This is a genomic window from Pseudomonas sp. FP818, assembly GCF_030687335.1.
GTDB lineage: Bacteria > Pseudomonadota > Gammaproteobacteria > Pseudomonadales > Pseudomonadaceae > Aquipseudomonas > Aquipseudomonas shahriarae.
In genome coordinates, this window is record NZ_CP117427.1 from 3,306,658 (window position 1) to 3,333,162 (window position 26,505).

Annotated in this window: 21 protein-coding genes; 7 read left to right on the forward strand and 14 right to left on the reverse strand. The window is 57.3% G+C overall.

The annotated features are described in order from the left end of the window. Positions 1 to 126 precede the first annotated feature (126 nt). The 3 genes from PSH80_RS14735 to PSH80_RS14745 form a co-directional block, all read right to left on the reverse strand. Complete coding sequence (locus PSH80_RS14735) at positions 127 to 342, reverse strand: heavy-metal-associated domain-containing protein (RefSeq protein WP_057959277.1); 216 nt, start codon at positions 340 to 342, stop codon at positions 127 to 129. A 50-nt stretch (positions 343 to 392) separates the two neighbouring features. Then, a complete protein-coding gene (gene cueR, locus PSH80_RS14740) occupies positions 393 to 893 on the reverse strand; it encodes a Cu(I)-responsive transcriptional regulator (RefSeq protein WP_120734437.1) in 501 nt (166 codons plus the stop codon). Positions 894 to 1,058: 165 nt separating this feature from the next. Continuing rightward, entirely contained in the window at positions 1,059 to 3,632 is a 2,574-nt protein-coding gene (locus PSH80_RS14745) for a heavy metal translocating P-type ATPase (protein WP_057959276.1), read from the reverse strand. Between the two features lie 311 nt (positions 3,633 to 3,943). Between PSH80_RS14745 and PSH80_RS14750 the strand changes: the two genes are divergently transcribed. Continuing rightward, positions 3,944 to 4,462 (forward strand): GNAT family N-acetyltransferase, encoded by a 519-nt coding sequence (locus tag PSH80_RS14750; protein ID WP_120733381.1) that lies wholly within the window; start codon positions 3,944 to 3,946, stop codon positions 4,460 to 4,462. Between the two features lie 76 nt (positions 4,463 to 4,538). Here PSH80_RS14750 and PSH80_RS14755 read toward each other — a convergent pair whose 3' ends face one another. The 8 genes from PSH80_RS14755 to PSH80_RS14790 form a co-directional block, all read right to left on the reverse strand. Then, positions 4,539 to 6,050 carry a serine protease gene (locus tag PSH80_RS14755; protein WP_120733383.1) on the reverse strand — a complete coding sequence of 504 codons (1,512 nt, stop codon included), beginning with the start codon at positions 6,048 to 6,050 and terminating at the stop codon, positions 4,539 to 4,541. Between the two features lie 327 nt (positions 6,051 to 6,377). Next, positions 6,378 to 7,513 (reverse strand): IS3 family transposase gene (locus PSH80_RS14760; protein WP_216312731.1). Its coding sequence is split into 2 segments (ribosomal slippage): positions 6,378 to 7,261 and positions 7,261 to 7,513, totalling 1,137 coding nucleotides; the frame shifts between segments, so codons are not numbered across the junction. A 77-nt stretch (positions 7,514 to 7,590) separates the two neighbouring features. Then, positions 7,591 to 8,802: a cytosine permease gene (locus tag PSH80_RS14765; protein WP_370693701.1), complete on the reverse strand. Its 1,212-nt coding sequence runs from the start codon at positions 8,800 to 8,802 to the stop codon at positions 7,591 to 7,593. A gap of 231 nt (positions 8,803 to 9,033) precedes the next feature. Beyond that, positions 9,034 to 10,008, reverse strand: a complete 975-nt coding sequence (locus PSH80_RS14770) for a biotin-dependent carboxyltransferase family protein (protein WP_216312054.1) — start codon at positions 10,006 to 10,008, stop codon at positions 9,034 to 9,036. Continuing rightward, positions 10,005 to 10,877: an allophanate hydrolase subunit 1 gene (locus PSH80_RS14775; RefSeq protein WP_305417289.1), complete on the reverse strand. Its 873-nt coding sequence runs from the start codon at positions 10,875 to 10,877 to the stop codon at positions 10,005 to 10,007. The genes PSH80_RS14770 and PSH80_RS14775 overlap by 4 nt, the downstream gene beginning before the upstream one ends. Next, positions 10,874 to 12,247, reverse strand: coding sequence for an acetyl-CoA carboxylase biotin carboxylase subunit (locus PSH80_RS14780; RefSeq protein WP_057959270.1), 1,374 nt, complete (start codon positions 12,245 to 12,247; stop codon positions 10,874 to 10,876). Before PSH80_RS14780 ends, PSH80_RS14775 begins: the two co-directional genes overlap by 4 nt. A 10-nt stretch (positions 12,248 to 12,257) precedes the next feature. Beyond that, entirely contained in the window at positions 12,258 to 12,503 is a 246-nt protein-coding gene (locus PSH80_RS14785) for an acetyl-CoA carboxylase (protein WP_057440886.1), read from the reverse strand. Positions 12,504 to 12,598: 95 nt separating this feature from the next. Then, the gene (locus tag PSH80_RS14790; RefSeq protein ID WP_057959269.1) at positions 12,599 to 13,357 is read right to left on the reverse strand and encodes a 5-oxoprolinase subunit PxpA; all 759 of its coding nucleotides are present in this window, start codon (positions 13,355 to 13,357) and stop codon (positions 12,599 to 12,601) included. A gap of 126 nt (positions 13,358 to 13,483) precedes the next feature. On the opposite strand from PSH80_RS14790, the gene PSH80_RS14795 reads away from it, so the two are divergent. Next, complete coding sequence (locus PSH80_RS14795) at positions 13,484 to 14,401, forward strand: LysR family transcriptional regulator (RefSeq protein WP_057440882.1); 918 nt, start codon at positions 13,484 to 13,486, stop codon at positions 14,399 to 14,401. Between the two features lie 410 nt (positions 14,402 to 14,811). Further along, positions 14,812 to 16,479, forward strand: coding sequence for a BCCT family transporter (locus PSH80_RS14800; RefSeq protein WP_057959268.1), 1,668 nt, complete (start codon positions 14,812 to 14,814; stop codon positions 16,477 to 16,479). 228 nt (positions 16,480 to 16,707) lie between these two features. Here the strand turns inward: PSH80_RS14800 and PSH80_RS14805 are convergent, their stop codons facing one another. Both PSH80_RS14805 and PSH80_RS14810 read right to left on the reverse strand, forming a co-directional pair. Then, positions 16,708 to 17,430 carry a 3'-5' exonuclease gene (locus tag PSH80_RS14805; RefSeq protein ID WP_057959267.1) on the reverse strand — a complete coding sequence of 241 codons (723 nt, stop codon included), beginning with the start codon at positions 17,428 to 17,430 and terminating at the stop codon, positions 16,708 to 16,710. Then, positions 17,427 to 19,307: a DUF294 nucleotidyltransferase-like domain-containing protein gene (locus tag PSH80_RS14810; RefSeq protein WP_305417292.1), complete on the reverse strand. Its 1,881-nt coding sequence runs from the start codon at positions 19,305 to 19,307 to the stop codon at positions 17,427 to 17,429. Before PSH80_RS14810 ends, PSH80_RS14805 begins: the two co-directional genes overlap by 4 nt. A gap of 775 nt (positions 19,308 to 20,082) precedes the next feature. On the opposite strand from PSH80_RS14810, the gene PSH80_RS14815 reads away from it, so the two are divergent. From PSH80_RS14815 to PSH80_RS14830, 4 genes are all read left to right on the forward strand, one after another. Continuing rightward, a complete protein-coding gene (locus tag PSH80_RS14815; protein ID WP_057959265.1) occupies positions 20,083 to 21,078 on the forward strand; it encodes a TRAP transporter substrate-binding protein in 996 nt (331 codons plus the stop codon). Between the two features lie 65 nt (positions 21,079 to 21,143). Next, positions 21,144 to 21,776, forward strand: coding sequence for a TRAP transporter small permease (locus PSH80_RS14820; protein ID WP_057959264.1), 633 nt, complete (start codon positions 21,144 to 21,146; stop codon positions 21,774 to 21,776). Further along, positions 21,773 to 23,056 carry a C4-dicarboxylate TRAP transporter large permease protein DctM gene (gene dctM, locus PSH80_RS14825; protein ID WP_057959263.1) on the forward strand — a complete coding sequence of 428 codons (1,284 nt, stop codon included), beginning with the start codon at positions 21,773 to 21,775 and terminating at the stop codon, positions 23,054 to 23,056. The genes PSH80_RS14820 and dctM overlap by 4 nt, the downstream gene beginning before the upstream one ends. A 76-nt stretch (positions 23,057 to 23,132) precedes the next feature. After that, positions 23,133 to 23,291 (forward strand): YeeE/YedE family protein, encoded by a 159-nt coding sequence (locus PSH80_RS14830; protein WP_234451166.1) that lies wholly within the window; start codon positions 23,133 to 23,135, stop codon positions 23,289 to 23,291. Between the two features lie 239 nt (positions 23,292 to 23,530). Here the strand turns inward: PSH80_RS14830 and PSH80_RS14835 are convergent, their stop codons facing one another. Continuing rightward, positions 23,531 to 25,657 carry a TonB-dependent siderophore receptor gene (locus PSH80_RS14835; RefSeq protein WP_057959262.1) on the reverse strand — a complete coding sequence of 709 codons (2,127 nt, stop codon included), beginning with the start codon at positions 25,655 to 25,657 and terminating at the stop codon, positions 23,531 to 23,533. Between the last annotated feature and the right edge of the window lie 848 nt (positions 25,658 to 26,505).

Sequence of the window (26,505 nt, forward strand, 5' to 3'; positions counted from 1 at the left end):
AGTCTCCTGACACCTTGTGACGGCTTTCTAAACGTGGGAAATACAAAAGCCGGGAGACAATCTCCCGGCTTTTTATTGATAAAAATCTGATCTCGCGCCAGCCCTGCGGGACTACGCCGGCAACGATCAGCTGGATATCGCTTGCGGCAGATGCTCACCCGGATACCCGGCGTCACTCAGCACCGTGAGCAGCGTGTGCGCATCCAGAGTGCTGTCAATCACGACCACACGTGTGGGCGGATCAGTTTTGATCTGGGCCTGCGGGTCTACGCCCAGCAGTACCCGGGTAACGGACCTGGCGCAGCCGCCACAGGTCATGTTTGGTATGAAAAAACGCAGCATGTGGAACTCCTGAAGTTGCTCTGAAGAGTGAATGTGAGCCTTGCCAGCGCTTACAAATGCATCTGCATCGCGGCGCGATGCTGGGATGAGGCCGCCGTATCCCCCCCAAACCGGGGGGGATTCTGAGGAGCCCTGGGGCGCAGTTCCATCGCCACGGCGGCTGTGCGCTGCGCCAAACCGGCAATGATCGGGCAATCCGGACGATCGTTGCCATGGCATTGCTCGGCCAACTGCTCTAGGGTTTGCGCCATGGCCTGCAGGTCAGCAATCTTTGCCTTCAACCCGGCCACATGGGACAGGGCCATGGCCTTGACGTCGATACAGCCGCGATCAGGGTCGCCCCACAAAACCAGCAACTCGGAGATCTGCCTGACCGAAAAGCCAAGGTCACGCGCGCGGCGAATGAAACGCAGGTTTTGCACATCCTGTGTACCGTAGTTTCGATAGCCGGCATCAGACCGGCTGACCTTGGGCACCAAACCAATCTGTTCGTAGTAGCGAATCGACTTAGCCGAAACGCCGGAGAACTTGGCTGCTTGACCGATATTCATCATTCTCTCCTCCTGAGGGAACCTATCAACTACTCACCGCAAATTCGGGAACTCACCTGCACACGGCGCATGAGTACGCTTGGCCGTGTCCTTAAACAATCACGCTCGGATGAGGTTCACTGGCCATTACAGCCTCCTCAATCGTGTTCAAACCCAAGCCTGATATCAGTGCTCATTCGCTAGGCGTGGCTTGGCCAATGCCGCCCCACCCACTGGCGCCTCGGCGCTGCTCTCTACTGTCATCGGTGCTCGGAAGCGCTTGAGCCGCAGTGCGTTGCCAAGCACGAAGATACTGGAGAGCGCCATCGCCGCCGCGGCGAAGATCGGCGACAGCAGCGTGCCGTTCAGCGGGTACAGAACGCCCGCCGCAACCGGTATCAACAACGCGTTGTAGGCGAAGGCCCAGAACAGGTTCTGCTTGATGTTGCGGATCGTCGCCTGGCTGAGGGCGATGGCGTTCGGCACGCCGCGCAAGTCGCCCGACATCAGCACCACGTCAGCGGCTTCGATGGCCACATCGGTGCCGGTGCCGATGGCAAGCCCGACGTCTGCTTCGGCGAGTGCCGGTGCGTCGTTGATCCCGTCACCCACAAAGGCAACTCGCGCCCCCTTGCTGCGAAACTTTTTCAGCGCCGCGACCTTACCGTCGGGCAGCACCTCGGCCGCCACCTCATCGATGCCCAGTTGCCTGGCGATTGCCGCTGCCGTGGCCGCATTGTCACCGGTGATCATCGCCACCCTGAGCCCCAGCGCATGCAGGGCCCTGATCGCTTCGGGCGTGGTCTCCTTGATCGGATCGGCAACCGCGATCACCGCCGCCAGGCGGCCATCAATCGCCGCATAGAGCGGGCTTTTGCCTTGCTCGCCGAGACGCTGGGCAGTCGACTGGAAGCCCGTCACATCAAGGCCCAGTTGCGTCATGAACCGGTCAGCCCCCACAGAGACCGTGCGCGCGGCGACCTTCGCCGTCACGCCAAAGCCCGGTACGGCGTCGAAGGCCTCAATCGGTGCAAGCGTGATGCCCTTGCTCTTTGCCGCGCTGACAATCGCTTCGGCAATCGGATGTTCGGAGCGTGTCTCCACCGCCGCGACAAGTGCCAATACTTCGTCGTAGTCAAAGCCCTCGGCGGGAACCAGGTCGGTCAACTCAGGCCGGCCCTTGGTCAGCGTGCCAGTCTTGTCGAGGGCGATAATCGACACATCGCGTAGCGCCTGCAATGCCTCGCCCTTGCGGAAAAGCACCCCGAGCTCGGCTGCGCGGCCCGTGCCGACCATGATCGAGGTCGGCGTGGCCAGCCCCATGGCACAGGGGCAGGCAATAATAAGCACCGCTACCGCGTTGACCAACGCGAACGTCAGCGCCGGCGTCGGGCCAAAAATCAGCCAGACCAGGAAGGTCACCGTGGCCGCCGCCATCACCGCCGGGACAAACCACATCGTGACCTTGTCCACCAGTGCCTGGATCGGCAGCTTGGAGCCCTGCGCCTCTTCCACCAGGCGAATAATCTGCGCGAGGACGGTGTTGGCCCCCACTTTGGTCACCCGGAAACTGAACGCACCGGTCTTGTTGATCGTGCCGCCAACGACTTCGGCGCCTACGCTTTTGGACACAGGTACCGGTTCGCCGCTGATCATGCTCTCGTCAACGTACGAGGTGCCTTCAATCACCTCGCCGTCGACCGGGACCTTCTCCCCCGGACGGACGAAGACAATGTCGCCGGCCGTCACCTGATCAAGGGCAACTTCCAATATTTCGCCATTGCGCTCCACGCGCGCGGTCTTCGCCTGAAGACCGACCAGCCGCTTGATCGCCTGTGAGGTTCGCCCCTTGGCGCGCGCCTCCAACGTGCGGCCCAGCAGGATCAGGGTCACAATCACCGCTGCGGCTTCGAAATAGACGTTGGCGGTGCCCTGCGGCAGAACCTCGGGAATAAACGTCGCGACCAGCGAATAACCGTAAGCCGCCGCGGTGCCCACAGAGACTAGCGAGTTCATGTCTGGCGCCCCTCGCAGCAACGCCGGTACGCCTTTGCGGAAAAACCGCAGCCCTGGGCCGAACAACACGAGGGTGGCCAGCGCAAACTGTACATACCAGTTCGTCTGCTGCCCCATGACCCCCATCACCCAATGGTGCATGGCAGGGATAAGGTGCGAACCCATCTCAAGGATGAAGACCGGCAAAGTGAGGAGCGCTGCAATCAACATGGAGCGCTGCAACTCCCGAGCTTCGCTGTCGCGCCGCGCGGCATCCTGGTCGCCCTCGCTCGGCGACTCGGCGGACAAGCGGCGGGCCTTGTAGCCGGCCTGCTCCACTGCTGCTTCAAGGTCTGCCGTGGAGACTGCGCCGCCCAAGTGGCGCACCCGGGCACGCTCGGTGGCCAGGTTAACCGTGGCTTCGAGCACGCCGGGGATTTTAGCCAGGGCCTTTTCGACCCGGCCCACACATGACGCACAGGTCATGCCTTCTATCGCAAGATGAGTCGTCTCTTCACGCACGCTGTAGCCTGCGCTCTCGATGGCACGCACCGCCGCCTGGGGATCGGGCGCCCCGGTGAAGGTGATGCTGGCATGCTCGGTGGCAAGATTGACGGCGGCCGTGTGCACGCCAGGCACCGCTTTCAGCGCGCGCTCGACCCGACCGACGCAGGATGCGCACGTCATGCCCTCGACCGGCAGACTCAGGCGCACCTCCCGCGAACTGGATGGGTTGGACCCCTGCTGATGGGAAACCGTAGCCATTGCAATACCCCTTGAATGTTACTGATGAAGCAAGCCTGAAGCTTCCCATGATGGAAAGGTCAAGGCTTTTGCGTCATCTGTTTCGCCAGGTTGGCGTTTGGTGTGACAGCTGGACTGCGGAGGACGTTACCGCACGCGGAGCGTAAGAGCCTGCGCGCGGACCTTGAGCGATACCGGCAACCGCTCTAGACCGGCCTCTGATGAGTTCGACTGCCATCAAAACCACTGAGCCTGAGGCTCTGAGTGCATGATATCTTCACCCCTCGAACGCTGGTTTTTCCAGTTCAGTCTCACCTCACCAAGGGCGACCCATGCCGGCGATTATTCGCGTTGCTGTACCGGAAGATGCGCAACGCCTGCCTGCCATCGAAATTTCCGCAGCTCAAGCCTTCCGCATGATTGATGGGTTGAGTTGGCTGGCTGAATCACCCCCGATGTCCGTTGAGCAACATCGCCAACGTATCGCGCTCTCGACCTGCTGGGTCGCCCTGGACGCCGAAAACCGGCCGCAAGGTTTTCTCAGCGCTGCGCGCCACGGCAATGACTTACACATCTATGAGTTATCCGTGATGCACGCGGTGCAGGGACAAGGTTGGGGGCGGCGTCTGGTTGAGGCCGCAAAGGACTATGCCCGCGCCAACAGACTGAGTTTCGTAACGCTCACGACATTCACGAGCGTGCCATGGAACGCCCCCTTTTATGCCCGCCTGGGATTCCAGATCAAAGCCACCGCAGACCTGGATCAGAGGCTAGCGGCCGTATTGAGCGAGGAGTACCAGCACGGATTCGCGCCGGGCAGTCGGTGTGCCATGGCATGGCCAGTGGCTTAAGGCGTTTACGCGGTAAACGTCCCACTGACACTCCTTGTGAACAAGCGGGGACGTTTTTATCGTCACCGATGAGCTCTTAGCGTAGTGACGGTGATGGCTTCACCGTTTGCTGGGGAGGGAGATACCTTGATATTTCGATTACATCCGTACGGACGGCGGACGGCTGACCAGCAAGGTTGCGGGCATAGCTGCACAATGTGATGGGGAGCTGTGACACCTGGTAAGGGTTGCTGCCGTTGGCCAATGCATAGCGGACGTCGTCGATGTCTTGGCACAAAGCCCGTTCTGAAGCATCCACGTAGAAGTAGTGATGGGTGAAGTCTGTGGTTTGGTCGTCCCAGTTGACGTTGTAGCTCAGGCTGATCTGCGGTGTCGGCGTTGGGGCGGTCAAAAATACGGAGTGTGTGAAAACATTGTGGAGCAAGGCTGGCGTCAGGGGCTCGCTGCGGTTTTGTATCCCAATGATGCACAACACATGGGCCCCCAGCGCCGGCCCGATCGCCTGGTTGATGTAACCATCCGTTGACGCTACGGCGTTGTGATAGTCGCTGGGAGATCGACACTCCCTGACCTCGCGCACGGCCTTGAATCGATAGTAGGGATCGTTGACCGAGAATCTGATGTTCCACGTGGGCCAAATACTGAGCCCGTTCACACCCTGCTGCAAATGCACGTAGGGGTTGAGTTTCCAAGGCTCTTCAAGGACGAGTTCGACGGATTTCAGTTGGCAGTCCCGCGTGTTATTCAAGAACTGGCCATCGACAAAACAATGATGAAGGTCGTTCGCTGGATAGCTATAGTTAAACTTGGCCGCTTCACACGCGGAGGTATTCAGACAGTTGCTGAGGATGTCCTTTTTGATGACAGCAGCGACCTTGCTGACAATGCCAGTAATTTCGTTGGTACCCCGATCGAGCATCGGGCTCCCGGAGCTTCCGTACTGAAGGTCTTGGCAACGGTTTTTCATGGCGCCAGGAAATACACCGGGATGCTCGACAAAGCTATTTGTTGCCGTTTCCTTGCACGCACTCATGCGTAAGCCTTTTTGGCGAAACCCGGTCGGGGATCCGACATTGATGACCTCCCGCTCTCCAGTGTGCTGATGAGCCGCGAGCTTGAGTGGCATGACCCCCTCTGCAATGAGGGCAGCCAATGGCGCATCAAGCTCCAGAACCGCCAGATCAGTGCCGACCATACTGCTCCAATGCGCTGTTTTGATGCGAAATTTCCGGTGTTGCGCGGGAGTATCGTGGAAATAGTTGAAGGTGATGCTCGCCTCTACGGTTTGGTTGATAGAAGCCGTGCCGTAGCTGAAGTAAACACAATGCCCACTCGTCAATACATAGGCGGGGCCAACGGTTTTATTCTGCCGGTCGCGAGTATCCAGCAGAACCGCATTGCAGCTTTGCCCGATTGCATTTTTCATAAGTCCAATGCCGGACCACAGCCCATAGCGCAGGTCGTGGTTCTGCAACGCCACAGACGGGTCCTGTTCGGTCAGTCCTTCAGCCAGATCCCTGCCGTGGGTTTGTCCGGCAATACAAGAAACCAAAAGAAATAGAAAGGGGATAAAACAACGGGTCAGCATGATAGAGCCTCGAAGTGTTGCAACAGTGATTTGCGCTGAATTTACTCGGCACTTCTCACTGATGTGACATATCGGGTTGCTACAGTGAACGACCGAGGAAGTACTCATGCACGTGCCAACAACGCCCGCGTGAAGCCGTCACCACCAGAGACCGGCCGTCAATGTTGCAAGGGTGTAATCTTGGCCTACCGGACGGCTGCATCTGAAAGCGCCCTGCTTCCAGCCTTCTGAAGGTTGGACTCAGGGCGAGATGTTCAGCAAATGACTCGCCGGGCTCCGGCAGCAATCCGATTGGACTACCCCCGCTTCCGTAGACATTTTCCAGCCTCAAAGTGAGGCACTTTCAAAGGCCTCAGGACTGACGCCGCCCAGGTGACTGTGACGACGCGTTCGGTTGTAAAACGCCTCAATGTAATCGAATACGTCGGCACGGGCCATGTCCCGGGTTTTGTAGATCCTCTTGCGGATGCGTTCTTTTTTCAGGCTACTGAAAAAAGACTCAGCCACGGCATTGTCCCAGCAGTTTCCTCGGCGGCTCATACTCGGCTCGAGGTGGTTGGCCAGACAAAAACGTTTCCAGTCATCGCTACCATATTGGCTACCCTGGTCCGAATGCACGATGACTCTGGTTTTGGGTTTACGGCGCCATACCGCCATGAGCAGCGCGTCCAGCGCCAGCTCCTTGCCTAGCGTTGGCTTCATTGACCAGCCGACCACCTTGCGAGCGTAGAGATCCAGTACGACAGCCAGATATAGCCATCCCTGCCACGTTCGGATGTAAGTGATATCGGTCACCCAAGCCTTATTAGGGGCATCGACAGTGAAGGCCCGGTTAAGTCGATTGGGGGCAATGATCGATGGTCTGCCTTTGATTGCGCGCGGGGCTTTATATCCTCTGAGCGCCTTGATTTTATTGGTGCGCATCAGTGCCGCGACACGGTGCTTGCCGCAACTTTCTCCAGCCTCGCGCAAGTCAGCAAACACCCGCCGTGCGCCATACACACCTCGACTGGCCGCATAGGAGTCGCGGATCAGCCCTAACAGCCGACCATTCTCTTTTTCGCGGTCAGAAACAGGCTTGTGTAGCCATTGATAGAACCCGGCACGAGCAACTTGCAAAACCCGGCACAGCGTAGTGATCGCGTATTGATGCCGATGCTCGTTCATAAAGCGGTATTTCACTCGGGTTCCCTGGCGAAGTACCGCGCTGCTTTTTTTAATATGTCGCGCTCTTCTTCCAAGCGTCGCATTTGGGCTCGCAGCCGCAAAATCTCACTTTTGGCTTCGAGCAACTCGCTGGCCTGTTTCTCGGTTTTGTCAGGCGTCACGGCTTTGACCCATTTGTAGAGGCTGTGGGTCGAAACGCCGAGGCGCTCGGCTGTTTCCGCAACGGAGTATCCGCGTTCAATAACTTGCCTCACGGCTTCTGCCTTGAATTCCGGCGTGAATCGTTGGGTGCTCATAAACTTCCTCCTATGCTCAAAGCATAGGCTGGAGATGTCTACGATGCCGGGGGCAGTCCAGCATAGGCTGGAGATGTCTACGATGCCGGGGGCAGTCCACTCCACCGTGAATGGCTTAGGCGGGACAAGCCTGCCTGCAATGCAAACGCAACGATCACGGTAGAGGGGGCGGAAAAGCGGCTCAGCTCACCGCCTGCAAACATCAACGCCAGTCCCAGTGCTGTAGCCCCAAACCATGCGGTCAAACCCACCGGATTGAAGGCTGCCACCCGCTCAAGCGCCTTCACATCACTGTGCTCGCAGAGGATCTTGGCCAACGCCACGCCGACCCAGGCCACCACGAAAATCCCCTGATACGCCAACGCTTTGAGGAGGTAGGCAAACACATCCGCCAGCATCAACCCATAGACGATCACACCGACCACTATTGCCCACATCAGGTATGAACCGCGCGCGCCAAAACGCCCGAAGAACGCCTGCATATTCAGCGTCGCCAAGTAGTAATTGGCGGTGTTGATCCGGGTTTGCGTAGCCCAGACGAACAGCAACCCCCACAGGCCCATCAACTGCAGAATCGCCATCACTACTGACACTTCGCTCAGCGCACCTTCATGGGGAATGCTACTCACCAGATAGATCCCCGCCGCGCCGTTGAGCAGAAACGTCACCGCGTAGAATGGCATGCCAAAGTTCCAGCGACCGTGGTATTCGGCGTCTTCAGGCTTGCCAAAACGTGCGTAGTCAAAGGTGAACAGCATCAGCACCCAGACGCCCATGTAAGCGACAAAGCAATCCCACCAGCCGAATGCACTCGGCGTTGCCGGGCCGAAATCCAGCCATTGAGGCTGGTAGCCATACCGGCTGATCGATAGCCCCACCGCCACCAGCAAACCTGCGAGGTACACCGGGAGCAACACGCCGTTGAGCTTGTCCAGCCAGTGCTGCACGCTACCCAGTATCAGCGGCACGCTGTAGAGCACCACTACCAGTGCGGCAAGCGGATAGGCCAATTGCGGATAGAGGTGGTTGAGCGCCACGGCGATCACCGAACCTTCAAACACTGCGTAATAGATCGCGGTCGAGAAGAAAATCAGCGTCGCCAGACACGCCCCAGTGCTGCCGAACAGTAGTCGTGAAAACAACGCCACCGACAGACCGCTGCGAATCGCAAAGCGGCTGAGCACGCTGTTGATCAGTCCATAGCTGATCACCGACAGGACCATGCCGATCAGCGCATTGCGCGTACCGAACGACAACGCCAATGACGCACCCACGACGATGTAAAACATCGCACTGCACACCGCCCACCAAGCCATAGTCAGGGATAATCGCCCCATGCGTGCTTCGGTCGGGACGGGCTGATGGGCCGGGTCTTGCCCGGTTTGATTCGATTGCGATAAAGCAGCCATATGCGTGAACTCCAAAACCAGTCAAAGGTTGAAGCGCGGGCAGCCGTCACCGCACCGAAGTACGGCGTTGGCATACCGTTTGGCATGGCCCGCGCTATGCGGCGGGCAGGATCAGGAAGGGAACAGCTTGTTCAGGCAGCTGAGTTTTTTCTTATAGGATCGTCGTGCCTCCAGCGCCTCTTCGAGGGTCACCGCAACAAAGCGGGCTTTCTGGTTGGGTTGCATCTGGCCGATCAAATCGAGGTCGGCGCTAATCACTGTGCCAATCATCGCGTAGCCGCCACCGGACACCGCATCACGGTGCAACACAATGGGTTCAAGCCCGGCGGGCACCTGGATCGAGCCGATCGGGTAGCAACTGTCGACGATGTTCGACGGATCGGAACCGGCGCCGAATGGCCGCTCGCGGGGCTGAAAGCTCAGCGCGCTGCCACCCTTGAAGCGATAGCCGATGCGGTCCGCTTCCGAACCGACCGTCCACGGTTCGGCGAAAAAGCTCTGCGCCGCCGATTCGGTCAAACGGTGGTAGTACAAACCGGGCACTACCCGCAGGGTGATTTCGCCCCCCAATGCTTGCCGTAACGCCATGGGCAAACTGGCCCCGGCGAGCCCCTTGCCACTGGCGATACCGACCGGCAATTCGTCCCCCGCATTCAGCCGTCGCCCTTGAAAACCGCCGAGCGCACCGAGCGCGTAGGTGGATCGACTGCCGAGCACCACCGGTACATCAATGCCGCCGGCCACCGCCACATAAGTGCGGGCACCGGCCTTGGGAAAGTCAAAGCGCAGCACTTGCCCGGCCTTCACCGTGAACGCGGTGTCGTGGTGCATTTCCACGCCATCGACCCGTGGCGTCATGTGCGCGCCACTGACCGCCACCAGTGCATCCTGCTGAAACTCCAACTCAGGGCCCAGCAAGGTGCACTCCAGCGCCGCCGCTCCTGCGGGGTTGCCGACCAATTGATTGGCCACGCTCAAGGCGTATTGATCAAGCGCGCCGGACGGCGGAATGCCCAAGTGGTAATACCCTTCGCGGCCTAGGTCCTGCACAGAAGTGGCGAGGCCGGGTTTGAGGACCTTAATCATGCCAATACCTCCTGCAGCGACTTGGGATAGCCGACAGGATCGGCAAGGAACGCGTCCAGCGAAAACTCGACTGGTCGAATCCGCAGCTCGAAGCAACCGGCTTCCACTTCGGCGACCGCGTGGTCGTAGGCTTCGCGGTCCATCGGTTTGAACTGCACAATGTCGCCTGGACGGAAAAACACCATGTGTTCTTTCAGGTACGCAAGGTTCTGTTGCGGGTCGTAGATCGGCGCGGGCGTAACGCCAAACATCTGATAGCCGCCGGCGCCGCGCACTGAGTAAATGCATCCAAAGCAACCGCCGTGGCCAAGGGTCAATTTTGGCGTGTCGGTGCGTGGGCGCAGGTATTTAGGCACTTGCAACTGGCGCTCACGCTCAACCATCTGGAACATGAACGGCAACCCGGCAACGAAGCCCACCATCGAGACAAACCACGGTGCGCAACTGTGGGCCGCGATGAATGCATCGACGTCGGCCAGGCCGTTGATGCGTGCGGCGTATTCCAGGTCCGTGGCGCTCGGGTCTTGATGGCGGTCGCGAAAACGCATCAGGGTTTCGTGGGTCCAGGGATCGTTGTAGAGCACGGGGATCTCGATGATCCGCGTCTGCAACGTGCGCTCCGCGACGGCCCCGGTCTCGGCGATTTGTACCGCTTCGAGCAAGGTGTGAGGGGCGATGCGATCCGGGTCGAAACGAATCTGGAATGATGCGTTAGCCAGGCAGATATCGAGCACACCATCCAGAGCCAACCGTTCCACGGCGCGGGTGATGGCCAGTCCTTTGAAGAAGGCGTCCAAGGACATGCTGTCACTGACTTCGGCAAACAAATGTTCATCAGCGCCAAAGCTGTAGCGGACGGGAGTACTCATGATTCGCCTCCATTGCCGCGCTCGGCCAACCAGGTTTCCAGCGTGCCCGTGTGAAAGTCGGCGTTGTGCAACCAGGGTTGTTCCAGCAATTCGCCGTGCAACGCCAAGGTGTTGGCCATGCCGGTAAGCGTGGTGTTTGCCACCGCGACTCGCGCTCGGCCTAGGGCTTCAGCGCGATCCGCGCCGTGAACAATCAGTTTGGCCAGCAGCGAGTCGTAGTACGGCGGCACGCGATAGCCTGGATACAGATGCGTATCGACGCGAATGCCCTCGCCGTTCGGCCAGATCAGCTCCTCGACCAGGCCTGGACTCGGGAAGAAATCCCGCGCCGGGTCTTCGGCGTTCAGGCGCATTTGCAAGGCCGCGCCGTTGAGTCGGATGTCGCTCTGCTTGAAGCCGAGCGGCTCGCCGCCTGCGATGCGTAACATGGCCTGGACCAAATCGATGCCGGTGATCAGTTCACTGACCGGGTGCTCCACTTGAATCCGCGTGTTCATCTCGATAAAGAAGAACTCCCCAGTGGCGTCGTCATACAGGTACTCCAGAGTACCGGCGCCCTTGTAGCCCAAAGATTCGGTCAGACGCACGGCGCTTTCGCAGAGGGTCTCTCGTTGCTGCTGGCTGAGGGCTGGCGACGGCGCCTCCTCAAAGATTTTCTGCCGGCGCCGTTGCAACGAGCATTCGCGCTCGAACAAATGCACGGCGTGATGACCGTCGCCCAGTACCTGCACTTCAATATGCCGGGCCCTACTGATAAACCGCTCCAGGTACACCGCTCCATTGCCAAACGCCGCTTGGGCTTCGCGCTGGGAACGGGGGAACTCTTCACTCAATTGCTCGGCATTTTCCGCCAGCCGAATACCGCGCCCGCCGCCACCGGCCGAAGCTTTGATCAGCAGCGGGAAACCAACGGATTCGGCAGCCTTGAGCGCCGATTCAACGTCGAACAGTTCACCCGGCGAACCCGGCACCACCGGTACGCCAGCGGCTTGCGCCGTGCGCCGAGCCTCAGCTTTATCGCCCATGCGCCGGATCGTCTCCGCGCTCGGGCCGACGAAAATGGCACCGGCAGACACGACTGCTTCAGCGAAATCGGCGTTCTCTGACAGAAAGCCATAACCGGGATGCACTGCGTTGGCGCCCGTGGATGTCAAGGCACCGAGCAAGGCTTCTACGTTCAGGTAACTTTTGTCAGCACGGGCCGGGCCGAGAATGTGCACTTCATCGGCCATGCGCGCCGCCAGGGAGTCGACGTCCGCCTCGCTGCACGCCGCCACGGTGGGAATCCCGAGCGCCTTGGCGGCACGAATAATCCGCACCGCGATCTCGCCACGGTTGGCGATCAGTAATTTATGAATACCTTGGGTCATGATCGCGCCCTCACTCGACGTCGAGTGTTGCGATGACTTGACCCGGCTCCACCGGATCACCGTCTTCTACCAGGAATGCGCTGAGACGACCAGCCGTCCCGGCGGTCAGTTCGGAGAACTGCTTCATGACCTCAATCAGGCCAATCACCGTATCGGCGCTGACCTGAGCGCCCACTTCGACGTAGTTCGCCGATTCCGGAGTCGCTTTGCGGTAGAAGGACCCCGGCAACGGGGTGATTACACTGTGTTCGGCCATGTCTGTTCCTCTTGGAATAGTTGTAGAAAGGCAGGCAAAAAAGTACCTGGGTGGGCAAACCCAGACGTGTGTGTGCCAAGTATTTTTATTCGGTCTCAGTGCGGTGATCGGACCTCTATACACGCGTCATCGAGGGCACGACGCGTTGCTTCGACCAACGCCAAGGCGCCCGGCGTATCGCTGTGCAAACAGATGGAATCGAATTCAATCGCCAGGTCTTCGCCCTCGACGGTACGCACCACGCCCAGTTGGCAAGCACGCAGCACTCGCTCGGCGACCTGGATCGGGTCGTAAGCCCGCACGTTGCGAGTGAAGACGATGGAGCCGCTGAGGTCGTATTCGCGGTCGGCGTAGAACTCGCGAATCACCGGTTGGCCAAGGTCCGTGGCAATCCGCCAGATCACGGAACCGGGCATGCAATACAGCAGCAACTCCGGCTCCAGACGCTGGAGGTTCTCCACCAGCAAAAGCGCAGCCTCTTCGTCCCGGGCCAGGTGCATGTAGAGCGCGCCGTGGGGCTTGATGTGTTGCAAGGCTACGCCCTGAACCCTGGCTAGTTCACGCAAGGCGCCTAACTGATAGAGCATGTCATCGACCAGTTCCTGGGCCGGCGCATTGATGTGCCGACGGCCAAAACCAACCAGGTCGCGAAACCCCGGATGCGCGCCGATAGCCACACCCAAACGCTTGGCATGCTCGACGGTACGTCGCATGGTACTGGGGTCGCCAGCATGAAAACCGGTGGCGATGTTGGCCGAACTGATAAAGCCCATCAGCTCATTGTCGACGCCATCGCCGATGGTCCAAGGGCCAAACCCTTCGCCCATGTCCGAGTTGAAATCTACTGCCTGCATGACGCTTGCTCCCAACGCTTGTGACTTCTTGCAGGCCACGTTAGATTCCTCCTCTCCCCCTTGGGAAGATCTATTATCAGATAGGCTGTCTTCTGAAAAACAGATACGCGCTCACCAGGAGAGCCTATGTCACTGACCCTGCGCCAGATTCGCTATTTCGTCGCCACCGCCGAGATCGGGCAAATTTCTCAAGCGGCGATTCAGTTAAATATTTCCCAATCGGCCGTGACCACGGCGATCAAGGAGCTGGAAGGCATCCTCGGTACACTGTTGTTCCAGCGCTCGGCCCAGGGCATGAGCCTGACCGATGCCGGGCGGCACTTTTTGAATCGGGCCTACGTGATTTTGCGCAGCGTCGATGATGCGTTGAACAGCCCGTTGCCGGACATCCGCGCCAGTGGTGTATTGCGCTTGGCGGCAAGCTACACGGTGATCGGTTACTTCTTGCCGCACCACCTGCAACGACTTGAGCACTGGCATCCGGACGTGGCCATCGAAGTGCACGAACAAGAACGCACGGCCATCGAGCAGGGTCTGTTGGAAGGTCGATTCGACATGGCAGTGGTGCTCACCGCGAACCTGACCCACCCGGACATCGTCTCGGAGACGCTCTTCAACTCCGAGCGCCGGCTATGGCTGCCCAGCGGCCATGCCCTTTGCGAGCGCTCGGCCGTGAGCCTCGCCGATGTGGCGCAAGAGCCCTACATTCTCCTGACCGTCGACGAAGCCGAACAAAGTGCAATGCGTTACTGGGAACTCGCAAACTTTCAGCCGGACGTCAAAGTGCGCACCAGTTCCGTCGAGGCGGTGCGCAGCATGGTAGCCAATGGTAACGGCGTTGCGATCCTCTCAGACCTGGTACACCGCCCCTGGTCGCTGGAAGGAAAGCGCATTGAAACCCTGACCATCTCCGATCAGGTGACCCCCATGAGCGTCGGCCTGGCGTGGCATCGCGAACGTGAATTCAGCTCGGCGATGCACGCATTTCGAAATTATTTCCACCACACATTTCTAACGCCCCAACAGCATTTCGCACGACGCTGAAAACTTGCGATTTTAATCAAGGATGACCGGGAGCCACGCACGGTGGGCTACCCGTACTGAAGCGGCGTCGCGAAGGACTTCACGTAAACCTCATCGGTATGAAGCGGGCAACTTTCACGATCGTGGAACGCTTTGGCGCTCACGCCAAACCGGACGGGATACATAAGCTGATGGGGCATTGATCTGGCCCGCGCAAACCTGTTCATTGCACTCAATCGAACAGATTGAAGCCCAAAATCAAGTCATGTGGTTGTGAACTATTCGATCGAAGGGCTGTGCAATAGGCAAGTTTTGCCGGTTTTATTCTCAAAGCTTGTTAGGATAAACGCGCTTACATCTCGTTTTACCATAGGAACAGCGGGGATAATCACAACTACACGTTAAGACGTGCCAACAACAAGGAGATTCTTATGGTTGAAAAGCCTACGGATGATCGACCGAACACCCCAAACGTCCCCAGTGAGGACGGTATTCCTGCGCCTAGTGGGGCTGCCAATCTGATCGACACTGACTACGTCATCGGTCAAGACAATATCAAGGGAGAGTTTTCATTCTCGCTCGATATCCACGGCAAAGTATTCATCATTTCAGCTGCCACAATTTTACTGTTCGTGATTTTGACATTGGCACTGCAAAATGAAGTAGAGCCCCTCTTCAGCGCCATCCGGAACTGGTTAACCAGCCACCTCGCCTGGCTCTTCATGAGCATTGCGAATGTTTTTGTGGTGCTGTGCATTGCGCTGATTTTCTCCCCGCTGGGAAAGGTGCGTTTGGGCGGCAGAGATGCCAAACCAGACCACTCCTACGTCGGATGGTTTTCAATGCTGTTTGCCGCGGGCATGGGCATTGGGTTGATGTTTTATGGCGTAGCCGAACCCATGTCGCATTACGCGGCATCCATGGGAGGCGTGACCGTCGATGCGAGCGGAGTGCGTACGGACTGGGCACCGTTGGGCGGTGCAGCAGGCGATATGAAAGCATCCGCCGACTTGGCCATGGCCGCTACGATCTTTCACTGGGGACTTCATCCCTGGGCGATCTATGCAATTGTGGCGTTGTCCCTGGCATTGTTTTCTTACAACAAGGGCTTACCGCTGTCGATACGCTCAATTTTCTATCCGTTACTGGGTGAGCGCGTTTGGGGATGGCCGGGGCATCTCATCGATATTCTCGCGGTATTCGCCACACTATTTGGGTTGGCGACCTCTCTGGGCATTGGCGCAGAACAGGCTGCTGCGGGGATTGAATATCTCTTCGGGATACAATCGACAAATCTCAGCAAAGTTGTCCTGATCGTTGGCATCACCTTGATCGCGCTGTGGTCAGTCCTTTCCGGTTTGGACAAGGGCGTCAAAATGCTTTCCCAGATCAATATGGGACTCGCGTTTCTCTTACTGGTATTTATCATCGTAGTGGGGCCGACCCTGGCCATCTTCACCGGGTTCTTCAGTAACCTGGTGACGTATGTTGAATACCTGCCGGCGCTGTCAAATCCATTCGGCCGCACTGACACTCAATTCACCCAAGGCTGGACAGCCTTCTACTGGGCGTGGTGGATCAGTTGGTCGCCGTTTGTAGGGATGTTTATCGCCCGCGTCAGTCGTGGTCGAACGGTCAGAGAGTTTCTGATTTCGGTCTTGCTCGTCCCCTCAGTGGTGTCTGTGCTGTGGATGACAACGTTCGGTGGAACGGCCATTGACCAAACGACCTTACAGGGCCTGATGGGCGTCAAGGACGCTGTGCTGGAACTGAAGTTGTTTGCCATGCTGGGGGAGTTGCCGCTTAAAGAGATCACCTCATTCCTGGGCATCGTTCTGGTCATTGTGTTCTTTATTACCTCCTCGGACTCAGGCTCCTTGGTAATCGACACAATCACCGCCGGCGGCAAGGTGGATGCGCCGGTGCCTCAACGTGTGTTCTGGGCAGTGATCGAGGGCGTTATTGCTATTGCTCTCCTGCTGGGCGGCGGTCTTGTGGCATTGCAGGCAATGGCAGTGTCTACAGGGTTGCCTTTCGCAATCGTATTAATGCTGGGGTGCATATCCCTCGTGAAAGGACTGATGTCTGAGCCTCGCTAGCAAATAGGCTGCCGCTGTCAGCGCGCAGCCCCCCCCCCGTGACGCCATCGTCTGCGCAGATGGCGTCACCCTGAGTACCGCTAGCGAGTCAATGCCCATTTGCTCAAGGCGGATAATGACGGCAGGCCCAACACCCAAATGCATCTCAAAGCGAGATCCATCGGCCCAAGCGGAGGCCTCAGGAAGGTCCGTCAGACAGCCGCAAGCGTTTCACTTTCAAGCGGCGACTCAGTTCCATAACTCGCCAACAGGCGTGGACGTTGAGTAATGAGTCGCTACTTGCGCCTGCAACAGTTCTGCCGTCGCCAGGGCATCGGTTAATGCATGGTGAGCGTGATAAGCCGGAAGGCCAAGGCGCGCTCGGCTATCCGCCAGCCTTATGGACGGTTGTGAGCGCCCCATAAGTCGGGCGAACCACCCGCGTTTTCGCCGGTGTAGACGGGCTTCTAACTGCATCGTATCGATGACCGGAAACTCAAACCCCTCCCCTAAATGGCTACGCACTGCCTGATCCAGAAAGGCCCGCTCAATATTCCGGTAATGGACGACCATCACCTTACCTGCCATGGCCTCCAGCAATGGCGCCAGCACCCGCTCAAAGGTGGGAGCATCTGAAATTTCAGCATGGGTTATGTGATGAAACGTCACTGACTTTTCCTTCAGCTCGGACGCTGGCTTTATCACCCAGTAAAGCGAACTCCCACAATAAATGCGCTGCAGCGTGAACGGCATGACGCCGATGCTCACAATACTGTCAGCCTGTGCATCAAGGCCGGTGGTTTCTACGTCCAAGGCCAGCAATTGCACGCTTTCAATGGATGCCTGTGCCGAGACCGCGCCGGCTTGATAGAACTGTCGCAAGCGGCTGTTAACGGCCTCGCCTGCCAGCGTCTCAAACCGCGCGGACCACTCCAGCATTTTATGATTGGGCTGCGCTTTCACGTGGTTCATGAGGACAGGCGACCCTTGGAGGGATAACGGAAGCGCAAGAAATTCTGGCCATTACTCAAGACTTGAAACGCCTCTTTGAGGTTATGCCGCTCACTATTGGAAAAGCGCTCAGGCTCAATGTAATTATTAAGCGCAGCTCCCTGCTCCAGTGCGTCAACCTGATGTCGAATTCGCACCATCGACAGGAACTCCAGCGCGTATCGGAGTTGCTTTAATGCTTCAGGCGGAATGACGTTGCTGTTCGCGATGGCATCCATGCGATCAAATGAATTCTGCGCGGTACTGCCACACGCGAGCGCGTGGATACGGATCAGATCAGTCAGCGGTGCAGTGCCTCGCCCCTTGAGGTTGATAATCCGTTTATGCTGCCCATCTGTCTCAACCACAAAGGTCCGGAAAAAGCCCAATGGCGGTGTCCGGTTAAGGGCAATTCGAGCCATGGCACTTAGAAAAACAGGATGTGCGCTGGATTTTCGAGCACACAGAACCTTAAGTTCCTGAACAAGCTCGAGTTCGCCAAACACACCATCCAGATCGAAAAAAATACAACTATTGAGCAACGTCGTCGGATTAGGCTTTTCGATCCACTGATCAAAATAACTTCGCCATACCTTCAGCGGCTGACGCCACTGATCGTTCGTCGCCATGATCCGGCCTTTGCAATAGCTGTAACCGCACGCGGCCAGGCCATCACTCACAAACGTCGCCAACGCGCGGAAGTATGCATCGTGCTGGATCGGATCGAAGCGGTCGTCGAGCACCAGGGCGTTGTCCTGGTCCGTCACCAATAGCTGCTCATCACGTGCCATGGAGCCCAGCACCATAAAGCAGTAAGGCACCGGAGGCGGCCCCAGCTTTTTCTCTGCGAGCTCCAGCAAACGTTGGGTAAAGGCTCGGCCAATACCAGAAATCGCGCTGCCAATCATGTGCGCCGTCGCGCCATCACGCACCATGCGGATGTAGGTTCCGCGCAGGTCACGCAAAAGCGATTTCAAACCGTCGACCGACGTCTGGTTAGAGATTCTGTTTACCAGGTACAAACTGCTGTGTGACTCGTAGCGGATGATATCCGACAAGTTGATCAGCCCGATCGGATGGCCAAGATGGACCACCGGCAGATGGTGAATATTACGGCGCAACATCACCAGCATCGCTTCAAACACTGAGTCGTCTGCGCCTATCGCTACCGGCTCGGCCGTCATGATGTCTCGGGCAGACGTTTCGTCAGCGTTTCGGCCTTCCGCGACAACGCGTGTGCGAAGGTCCCGATCGGTCACAATCCCTTGGATTTCAGCCGCCTGCAAGCCCGCTGATGACATCACCAGAACGCAAGAAACACTTTGCTCTGTCATGATTTTTGCCGCGTCGCCGACACAGGTATCCGACGTGACCCACACCAAGGGCCGAGAGATAAGGCCTCGGCATTTGAGCTGAATAAGCTCACTCGCCCGCCCCTGCGCCTCTACGGCAGTCTTGAGCCTGGAATGCCCCTCAGCTTCAACGAAGTCGGCGAAAGCATCATGCTGTGCGCACAGTTCAGCGAAGATATTGGCGGGTATGTAATAGATCAGGCTATCTTCCAAGGCTCTGGCGGGAAAACGCACCTTGTTACTGCGCAACAAACCGGCCTGACCGAAGAGGTCGCCTTCGACAAGTCGGTTATAGAGTTCGCCATTGCGCCGGTAAATCTCCACCGCACCGCTACGGACATAGTGCAAGTCATGAATGATTGCGCCCGCTTCAAGGATGTCACTGCCGGCCTTGAAATAACTCACTTCTACCCGCCGGGCGATGGCGTCTACCGTTTCCTTTGGTAGCGTATCAAATGGAGCGAAACGATAGAGGTGGTCGCTAATCTCCTGTAACTCGATTTGCATGAAACCTCGAAATGCTCAAAAGAACTAAAGTTGCGAGCGCCCTAAATGACAAAGGACAGTCGTCTTTCTGTGTGGCCCACCACATCACATCCCGATACAAGGATCAAGCGCCACGTCTAATCTACGCCAAGAGTTGCAATAACTGCTGCGCAACGGCTGGCCGTCATATTGGCAATACCGGCAGGAGCGGCATTCGCTGAATGCATAGCGCAGGTGCTATCGCCAAAGCACATAAGTTACAAATATTTATGGGCATCCTGCCGGCGATGATTGCGCAGGAGATGAGCGATTGCGCGACCGCTGCGCCACCTGCCAGGATGAGGCCTTCAGAGCGGATAAAGGGTTCTATTGGGAGTAGGCGTCTCCGACATATTCAGTAACCTTATTTTTCGGGACCCTGAACACGGTGCGAGACACGCAAGTTTAGCGGCCGGGCAACGCCTGTCTAAAAGTGCGCTCTACTCCAGTACGGCATACCCCCAAGTTAGCGACCTGTGCAGGCTATTGAATAGTCTCGGAAACTACCTAGAAGCAATATCGGGCGGTATAACTGGGCGAATACTAGGAGGCCGCCCCCCAGGACCTGGCCCAATCTGACACCGCGGGTGTCGCACAGGGGCAGAAGATTCGGAAACTGCTCAGTGGCGCTTTCCATTGCCACGCTTGCGCTCCTGCACTAAGTGATGTTTTTGCCTAGACTGGAGTCTTGGCCGTATAACCGAATGCGCGTCAGAGCGTTGGCCAAAAAATACAAAAATAAGAGGATTCCCCCAAAATGTTCAAATCCATCTGTAAGGCACTCGCCTGCACGCTTGCTCTAGGGAGCATGAGTGCAGTCATGGCAGCTGATCCAGTCATCATCAAGTTCTCACACGTCGTCGCCGACCATACGCCCAAGGGCCAGGGCGCACTGATGTTCAAGAAGCTGGTAGAGGAACGCTTACCCGGTAAGGTCAAGGTCGAGGTTTATTCCAACTCATCGTTGTTTGGTGATGGCAAAGAGATGGAAGCCCTGTTGTTGGGGGATGTGCAGTTAATTGCGCCGTCATTGGCCAAGTTCGAACAATACACAAAGACCCTCCAGCTGTACGACCTGCCCTTTCTGTTTGATGACATCGCTGCAGTTGACCGCTTCCAGATGAGCCCGCAGGGCCAGGGACTGCTTAAGTCCATGGAGAGTAAAAACATCACCGGCCTGGCCTATTGGCACAATGGGATGAAGCAGTTGTCGGCCAACAAACCGCTGCGTGTTCCTGGGGATGCCCGAGGCCTGAAGTTTCGGGTGCAGGCTTCCGCCGTGCTTGAGGAGCAGTTCAAGGCCTTGCGCGCCAACCCGCGCAAAATGAGCTTTGCCGAGGTGTATCAGGGTTTGCAGACCGGTGTAGTCAACGGTGCAGAAAACCCTTACTCGAACATCTACAGCCAGAAAATGCATGAGGTACAGAAATACATCACCGAATCCAACCATGGTGTGCTGGACTACATGCTGATCACTAACACCAAGTTCTGGGACGGTCTGCCGCCGGATATTCGCAGTGAACTGGACAAGATCATCGTGCAGGTTACCGCGCAAGTTAACAAAGAGGCCGAACAGCTCAATCAGGACGCCAAGCAAAGCATCATTGCCGCCAAAACCACCGAAATCATTACCTTGACTCCTGAGCAACGCGAGCAATGGCGAGCCGCGATGAAACCCGTCTGGAAAAAATTCGAAGCTGATATTGGCCCTGAGCTGATCACCGCTGCGCAAGCCGCCAACACGGCTCAATGACCGGGAGGCAGGTGTTACCGACGTGGTAGCACCTGCCAGTCATTACGATACGGGAGATGCCATCCATGCAGGCCTTTCGGCGCATCTGGGAACACTTCGAGGAAGGCTTCATTGTCTTCCTTCTGGCCGCCATGACATTGGTAACGTTCGTCTATGTCATTCTCAACAATCTCTATACGCTTTTCTACCGTCTTGCCGACAACTGGGAAGGCGCCAGTAACGTATTGTTTGCCATGGGTGATGGCGTCATGAGCATGGCTCAAGCCATGACCTGGAGCACCGCACTCACCAAGGCGCTGTTCGGCTGGCTGATCTTCTTCGGCCTGTCCTATGGCGTGCGCACCGCCGGGCATATTGGCGTTGACGCGCTGGTAAAGCTGGCGAGTAAACCCGTCCAGCGGCTCATTGGAATCTTGGCCTGTCTTTGCTGCCTGCTCTATGCCGGCCTGTTCAGTACGGCCAGCTTCGAGTGGATTCATACCTTGATGTCGGCGGGAATAGGCGCCGAGGACCTTGGCCATTTCGGGATCATGCAGTGGCACATAGGGCTGATTGTCCCCGTGGGTTTTGCATTGGTTTTCATCCGTTTCGCTGAAATTTTCGTGCGCATCCTGCTGCACCGCCAAACCGGTCTCGGCCTGGCCGATGAAGCCGCTGACGTGATGAAACTGACCGAGCACGAGGACAATAAACCATGACCATTGCCTTCCTGTTCACGGCACTCTTCGCATTGATGTTCATTGGTGTGCCCATTGCCATTTCCTTGGGCTTGGCGGGCTCGCTGACCCTTGTATTTTTCAGCCCAGACTCAGTACGTTCCCTTGCAATAAAGTTGTTTGAAACGTCGGAGCACTACACCCTGCTGGCGATTCCGTTTTTCTTGCTTGCAGGCGCCTTCATGACCACCGGCGGCGTCGCACGCCGACTGATCGACTTTGCCAACGCCTGCGTCGGCCATATTCGTGGGGGGCTGGCCATCGCCGCCGTATTGGCCTGCATGCTGTTTGCAGCCCTTTCCGGCTCCAGCCCCGCGACGGTTGCGGCGGTAGGTTCGATCGCCATTGCCGGCATGGTGCGCTCTGGCTACCCGCAGGCATTCGGCGCGGGAATCGTCTGTAACGCGGGCACACTGGGTATCCTGATACCGCCCTCAATCGTGATGGTGGTTTATGCCGCCGCCACCGAGACATCCGTTGGCAAGCTGTTCATGGCCGGCGTCATACCAGGCCTGTTGCTGGGGATAACGCTGATGGTGGCGATCTACATCGTCGCCGTTAAGAAAAACTTACCGGCCCTGCCACGTGCAACCCTGCGTGAGTTTCTGAGTGCTGCGCGTAAAGCCATCTGGGGATTGCTGTTGATGCTGATCATCTTGGGTGGCATTTACACCGGGATGTTCACGCCGACGGAAGCCGCCGCCGTTGCTGCCGTGTACTCAGCGTTCATCGCCTTGTTCGTCTATAAGGATCTGACGTTTCGCGAGACCCCTAAAGTGCTGCTGGACGCCGCCAAGTTGAGCATCATGCTGATGTTCATCATTGCCAACGCCATGCTCTTTGCTCATGTATTAACCACCGAGCAGTTACCCCAACAAATCACGGCCTGGGTGATCGAGGCGGGGCTGACACCGGTGACCTTCCTGCTGGTGGTGAACATTGTCTTGTTGGTGGCTGGCGCCTTTATGGAGCCCTCGGCCATTATCCTGATCCTGGCGCCGATCCTTTTTCCGATTGCCATAAAGCTGGGTATCGACCCGATTCACCTTGGGATCATCATGGTGGTCAATCTGGAGATCGGCTTGATCACACCCCCGGTCGGTCTGAACTTGTTCGTGACGTCCGCGGTGACCGGCATGTCAGTGCCTGCCACCATCAAGGCAGCCATGCCCTGGCTGGTGCTGTTGCTGCTGTTCCTGGTGCTGATTACCTATGTACCCTGGATTGCACTGGCACTGCCCAACTGGCTGGGCATGAATTAATGCCCGCCCTCCCCAACCAGGCATCCTCCGCGAGGTCCCTAAAAGGAAATCGCTATGATCGATATGAGCCACACCGATGAGTGCATGGGGCGGTGGCCTATTGATCGGTACGGGCGCCGTGCTGTTGATACTGTTCAATGGACGTATCGCCGGCATCAGCGGCATCGTCGGCGGTCTGCTACGCCCGGTGCCCGGGGATGTCGTCGGCGAGCTACATTTGTGCTGGGGCTGTTGATGATTTCGTATTGGCATAAGGAGGCCACACAAGCCCTATTCCTTACATCAAACAGCGCATAGGGACCGACAGAGATTCTCTTTTTTTCGTTTTTCGCTGATTGCGGTTCAATGCGAGAGGCCAAGGCACGCGGGGCAGACCATTGCGCAAAGCGCTTTCATCGATAGGTGTAAGCCCACCTGAGCAAAGGTGGACTTGAGATTTTCGATAATGCCCCAGCGAGCAGCGTTCTGATTTGGCTAAAGGGTGTAAGAAATCCCCACTTGCACCGTACGCGGCTCACCCGGGTAGGCGTAGAAATTCAGGAATGAACCTTCTTCGTACTCACGATTGAACAGGTTCTTTATGTCGAGATTGAGCCTGACCTTTTCGTTGACCTTGTAGTAGCCAAGCAAGTCTACGACCGTGTAAGCCCCCATCGAGAACGTGTTGTTGGCGGTCTGGCCGGCACGCTCGGCCACGTATTTACCTCCCCCGCCGAGGCCCAACCCTTTGAGCGCGCCATCCTGGAATTCATACACGTTGAGCAGGCTGAAGCTGTTGCGCGGAATGTTCGCCAAGCGCGTCCCGGTACGTACTGTAGTGTCTTTGGTCACTGCGGCATCCACATAGGCATAGCCGCCGATCACCCGCCACTCGGGCGTCAGGTTGCCGGCTATATTCAAATCGAAGCCGCGACTGCGTACCTGGCCTGTAGCGACTTTGAAGGCTGAGTCAACGGGGTCGTCCCCCTGGACATTTTTCTTGTCGATCTGGTAGATCGCCGCGTCGACGCTCAGCTGCTGGTCAAGCGCTTCCCACTTCACGCCCATCTCGTAAGACTTGCCCTTCTCCGGCTCAAACCCGCCGCCTTGGCGGCTGGCACCCGCGTTGGGCTTGAACGAGCGCGCGGCATTCGCGTAGATCGCGACAGTGTCAGTGAGGTCATACATCACGCCGACGCGCGGGGTGACGGCGTTGTCAGCAGAGTTCCAGTTTTTTACGCCGGGCACGTAGGATTCGTACTCGTGCTCGAAGCGCTCAAAGCGCGCACCAGCGAGCACCTTTAAACGCTCGGTCAGAGCCACTTGATCCTGTACGAAAGCTGCGTAAGTCTTGAGGTTTTCTTTGTCGTGGGTCGGCGTACGAGTCAGCGCCGGACGTGGCTGGCCATAGACCGGGTTGAAGATGTCAATTGGAAAATCGCCGCTGGAGCGTCGAATGATCGACTTGTAGTCGTAATCTTCGTACTCGACGCCAGTCAGCAACGTGTGATCAAGGCCACCCGTAGAAAAGTGCCCAGTCAGGTTCAGTTGATAGTCTTTATCGGTCCAGTCCAGCTTGCGGTAGTTGAAGTTGCGCTGGAGTGTTCGACCATCGGCATTCAAGCTGTTGGCACCGTTAGCCTCAACAGCATTACCCTTCATAGTCCCGTCCAGCCACTGGAAACCACCGCCCAGGGTCCAGTTGTCGTTGAGCATATGCTCGAAACGCAGCTGAGCCATGTTGTTATCGTTGTGCAGATTGCCGGCGTATCTTTCACCCCAGAAGGTGTCGCGGGACGGCGTACCGTGCTGGTTGGCGAAGCGGGTCAGGCCTCGGTCAAGCGGCTGGTTGTTGCGCATGAAGTCGCCTTCGAAAATCACCTTGGTGTCGTCCGTGACCTGCCAGCTCAGGACAGGCGTCACCCCATAGCGCTCGGTGGATACATGGTCGCGAAAGGTGTCTCCTCCCTCACCCACCAGGTTCAGGCGATAAGCCAGACGCCCTTGCTCATCCAGCGGGCCTGAAGCATCAAGGGTGCCACGTTTCATACCCTGATCGTCCAACTGGCTACCCAATGTGACCGTACGCTCAGGTAAAGGCTGCTTGGAGACCACGTTGAAGGTACCGCCGGGATCGCCCCGGCCATAAAGCATGGTCGCTGGCCCGCGAAGCACTTCGAGACGCTCAATGCTGTTGGCGTCCGGCATGCTTGGATAGCCCCGGTTAATCGGAAAACCGTTGCGGTAGAACTCTGCGGTTGTAAAGCCCCGCACGGTGAAACTGGTAAGCCCTTGCCCACCGAAGTTGTTCGCCCGGCCGACGCCACCGGCATAGTCCAAGGCCTCCTGCAAGCGGGTTGCACCAATATCCTCTACCACGTCTTTGGGCACCACGCTGATGGACTGAGGTGTCTCATGGATAGCGGTATCGGTGCGTGTCGCACTTGCAGAACGTGTAGCGCGATACCCTTTGACCGGCCCTTGAGCCGTCTCAGCGTCTATTTCGCCCGTGACATTGATGGCTTGCAGCTCAAGGCTGGCATTTTCGGAAGCGGCAACCTGCGTACAGACAAAAGGAGAAAACGCCTGAAGCACGCAAAGGGAAATCAAGGTACGACGCATGGAAGTTAGACCTAATGGATAAGCCGAATGGAAAGTAAACCTGCCAAAAAATTTGCAGCACACAATATACCAATCGTTCACATTTAACAGGGATTCTCATTTACTAACTGTCGAATACCTGCTTTGTATCGGCCGAAAAACCAGAAAAAACGACTTGTAAGTAGGAGCAGCGTTTGACACTGCTCTGATAAAGAGAAAGGCCCACCAGCAGGATTACCACCAAAATCAAGCAGAGACTCGCAGAGCAAGGTGATTTTGCTCTGTATGCTCAAAGTAACAGTGCGTATGAGCACAACCTCGCCTGAATGGACAGGAACGAAAACGGGTGGCAGCCGCCAGCTGGGTTTTTCGGTACAAATTGGCTGGTAAGAGTCGAGATATGGGACTGGGCAGGCACCCCGAGGCAGGTCTGCCGTCGATCCGCTTGCCCATCGGAATGAAGAACTGGAAAGGCGACGGCTCTAAAAAGAGGCTGAGCGTTTAGCGCAGGATGCCGCCAAGGCGAAAGCAACCACTTTCAAAGAGGTCGCACTCGGCTACATCGTCGATCACAAACCAGGCTGGAAAAATACCAAGCATGCACAGCAATGGCAGGACACCCTATGCGTTCGCAGAAATAGGCAAACTTCCAACGCAGGAAATTGGCACTCAACACGTACTGAAAATTCTTAAGCCGATTTGGACAGTGATACCCGAAACCGCTAGCCGTGTGCGCAACCGCATCGAACGGGTTGTAGATGCGGTCAAAGCCGTGGGGCTGCGCGAAGGTGAGAATCCTGCTCGATGGGGACAAACTGCTGCCTCCTCGCGCCGAAGTACGTGCAGTGAAGCACCATGCAGCATTGGCA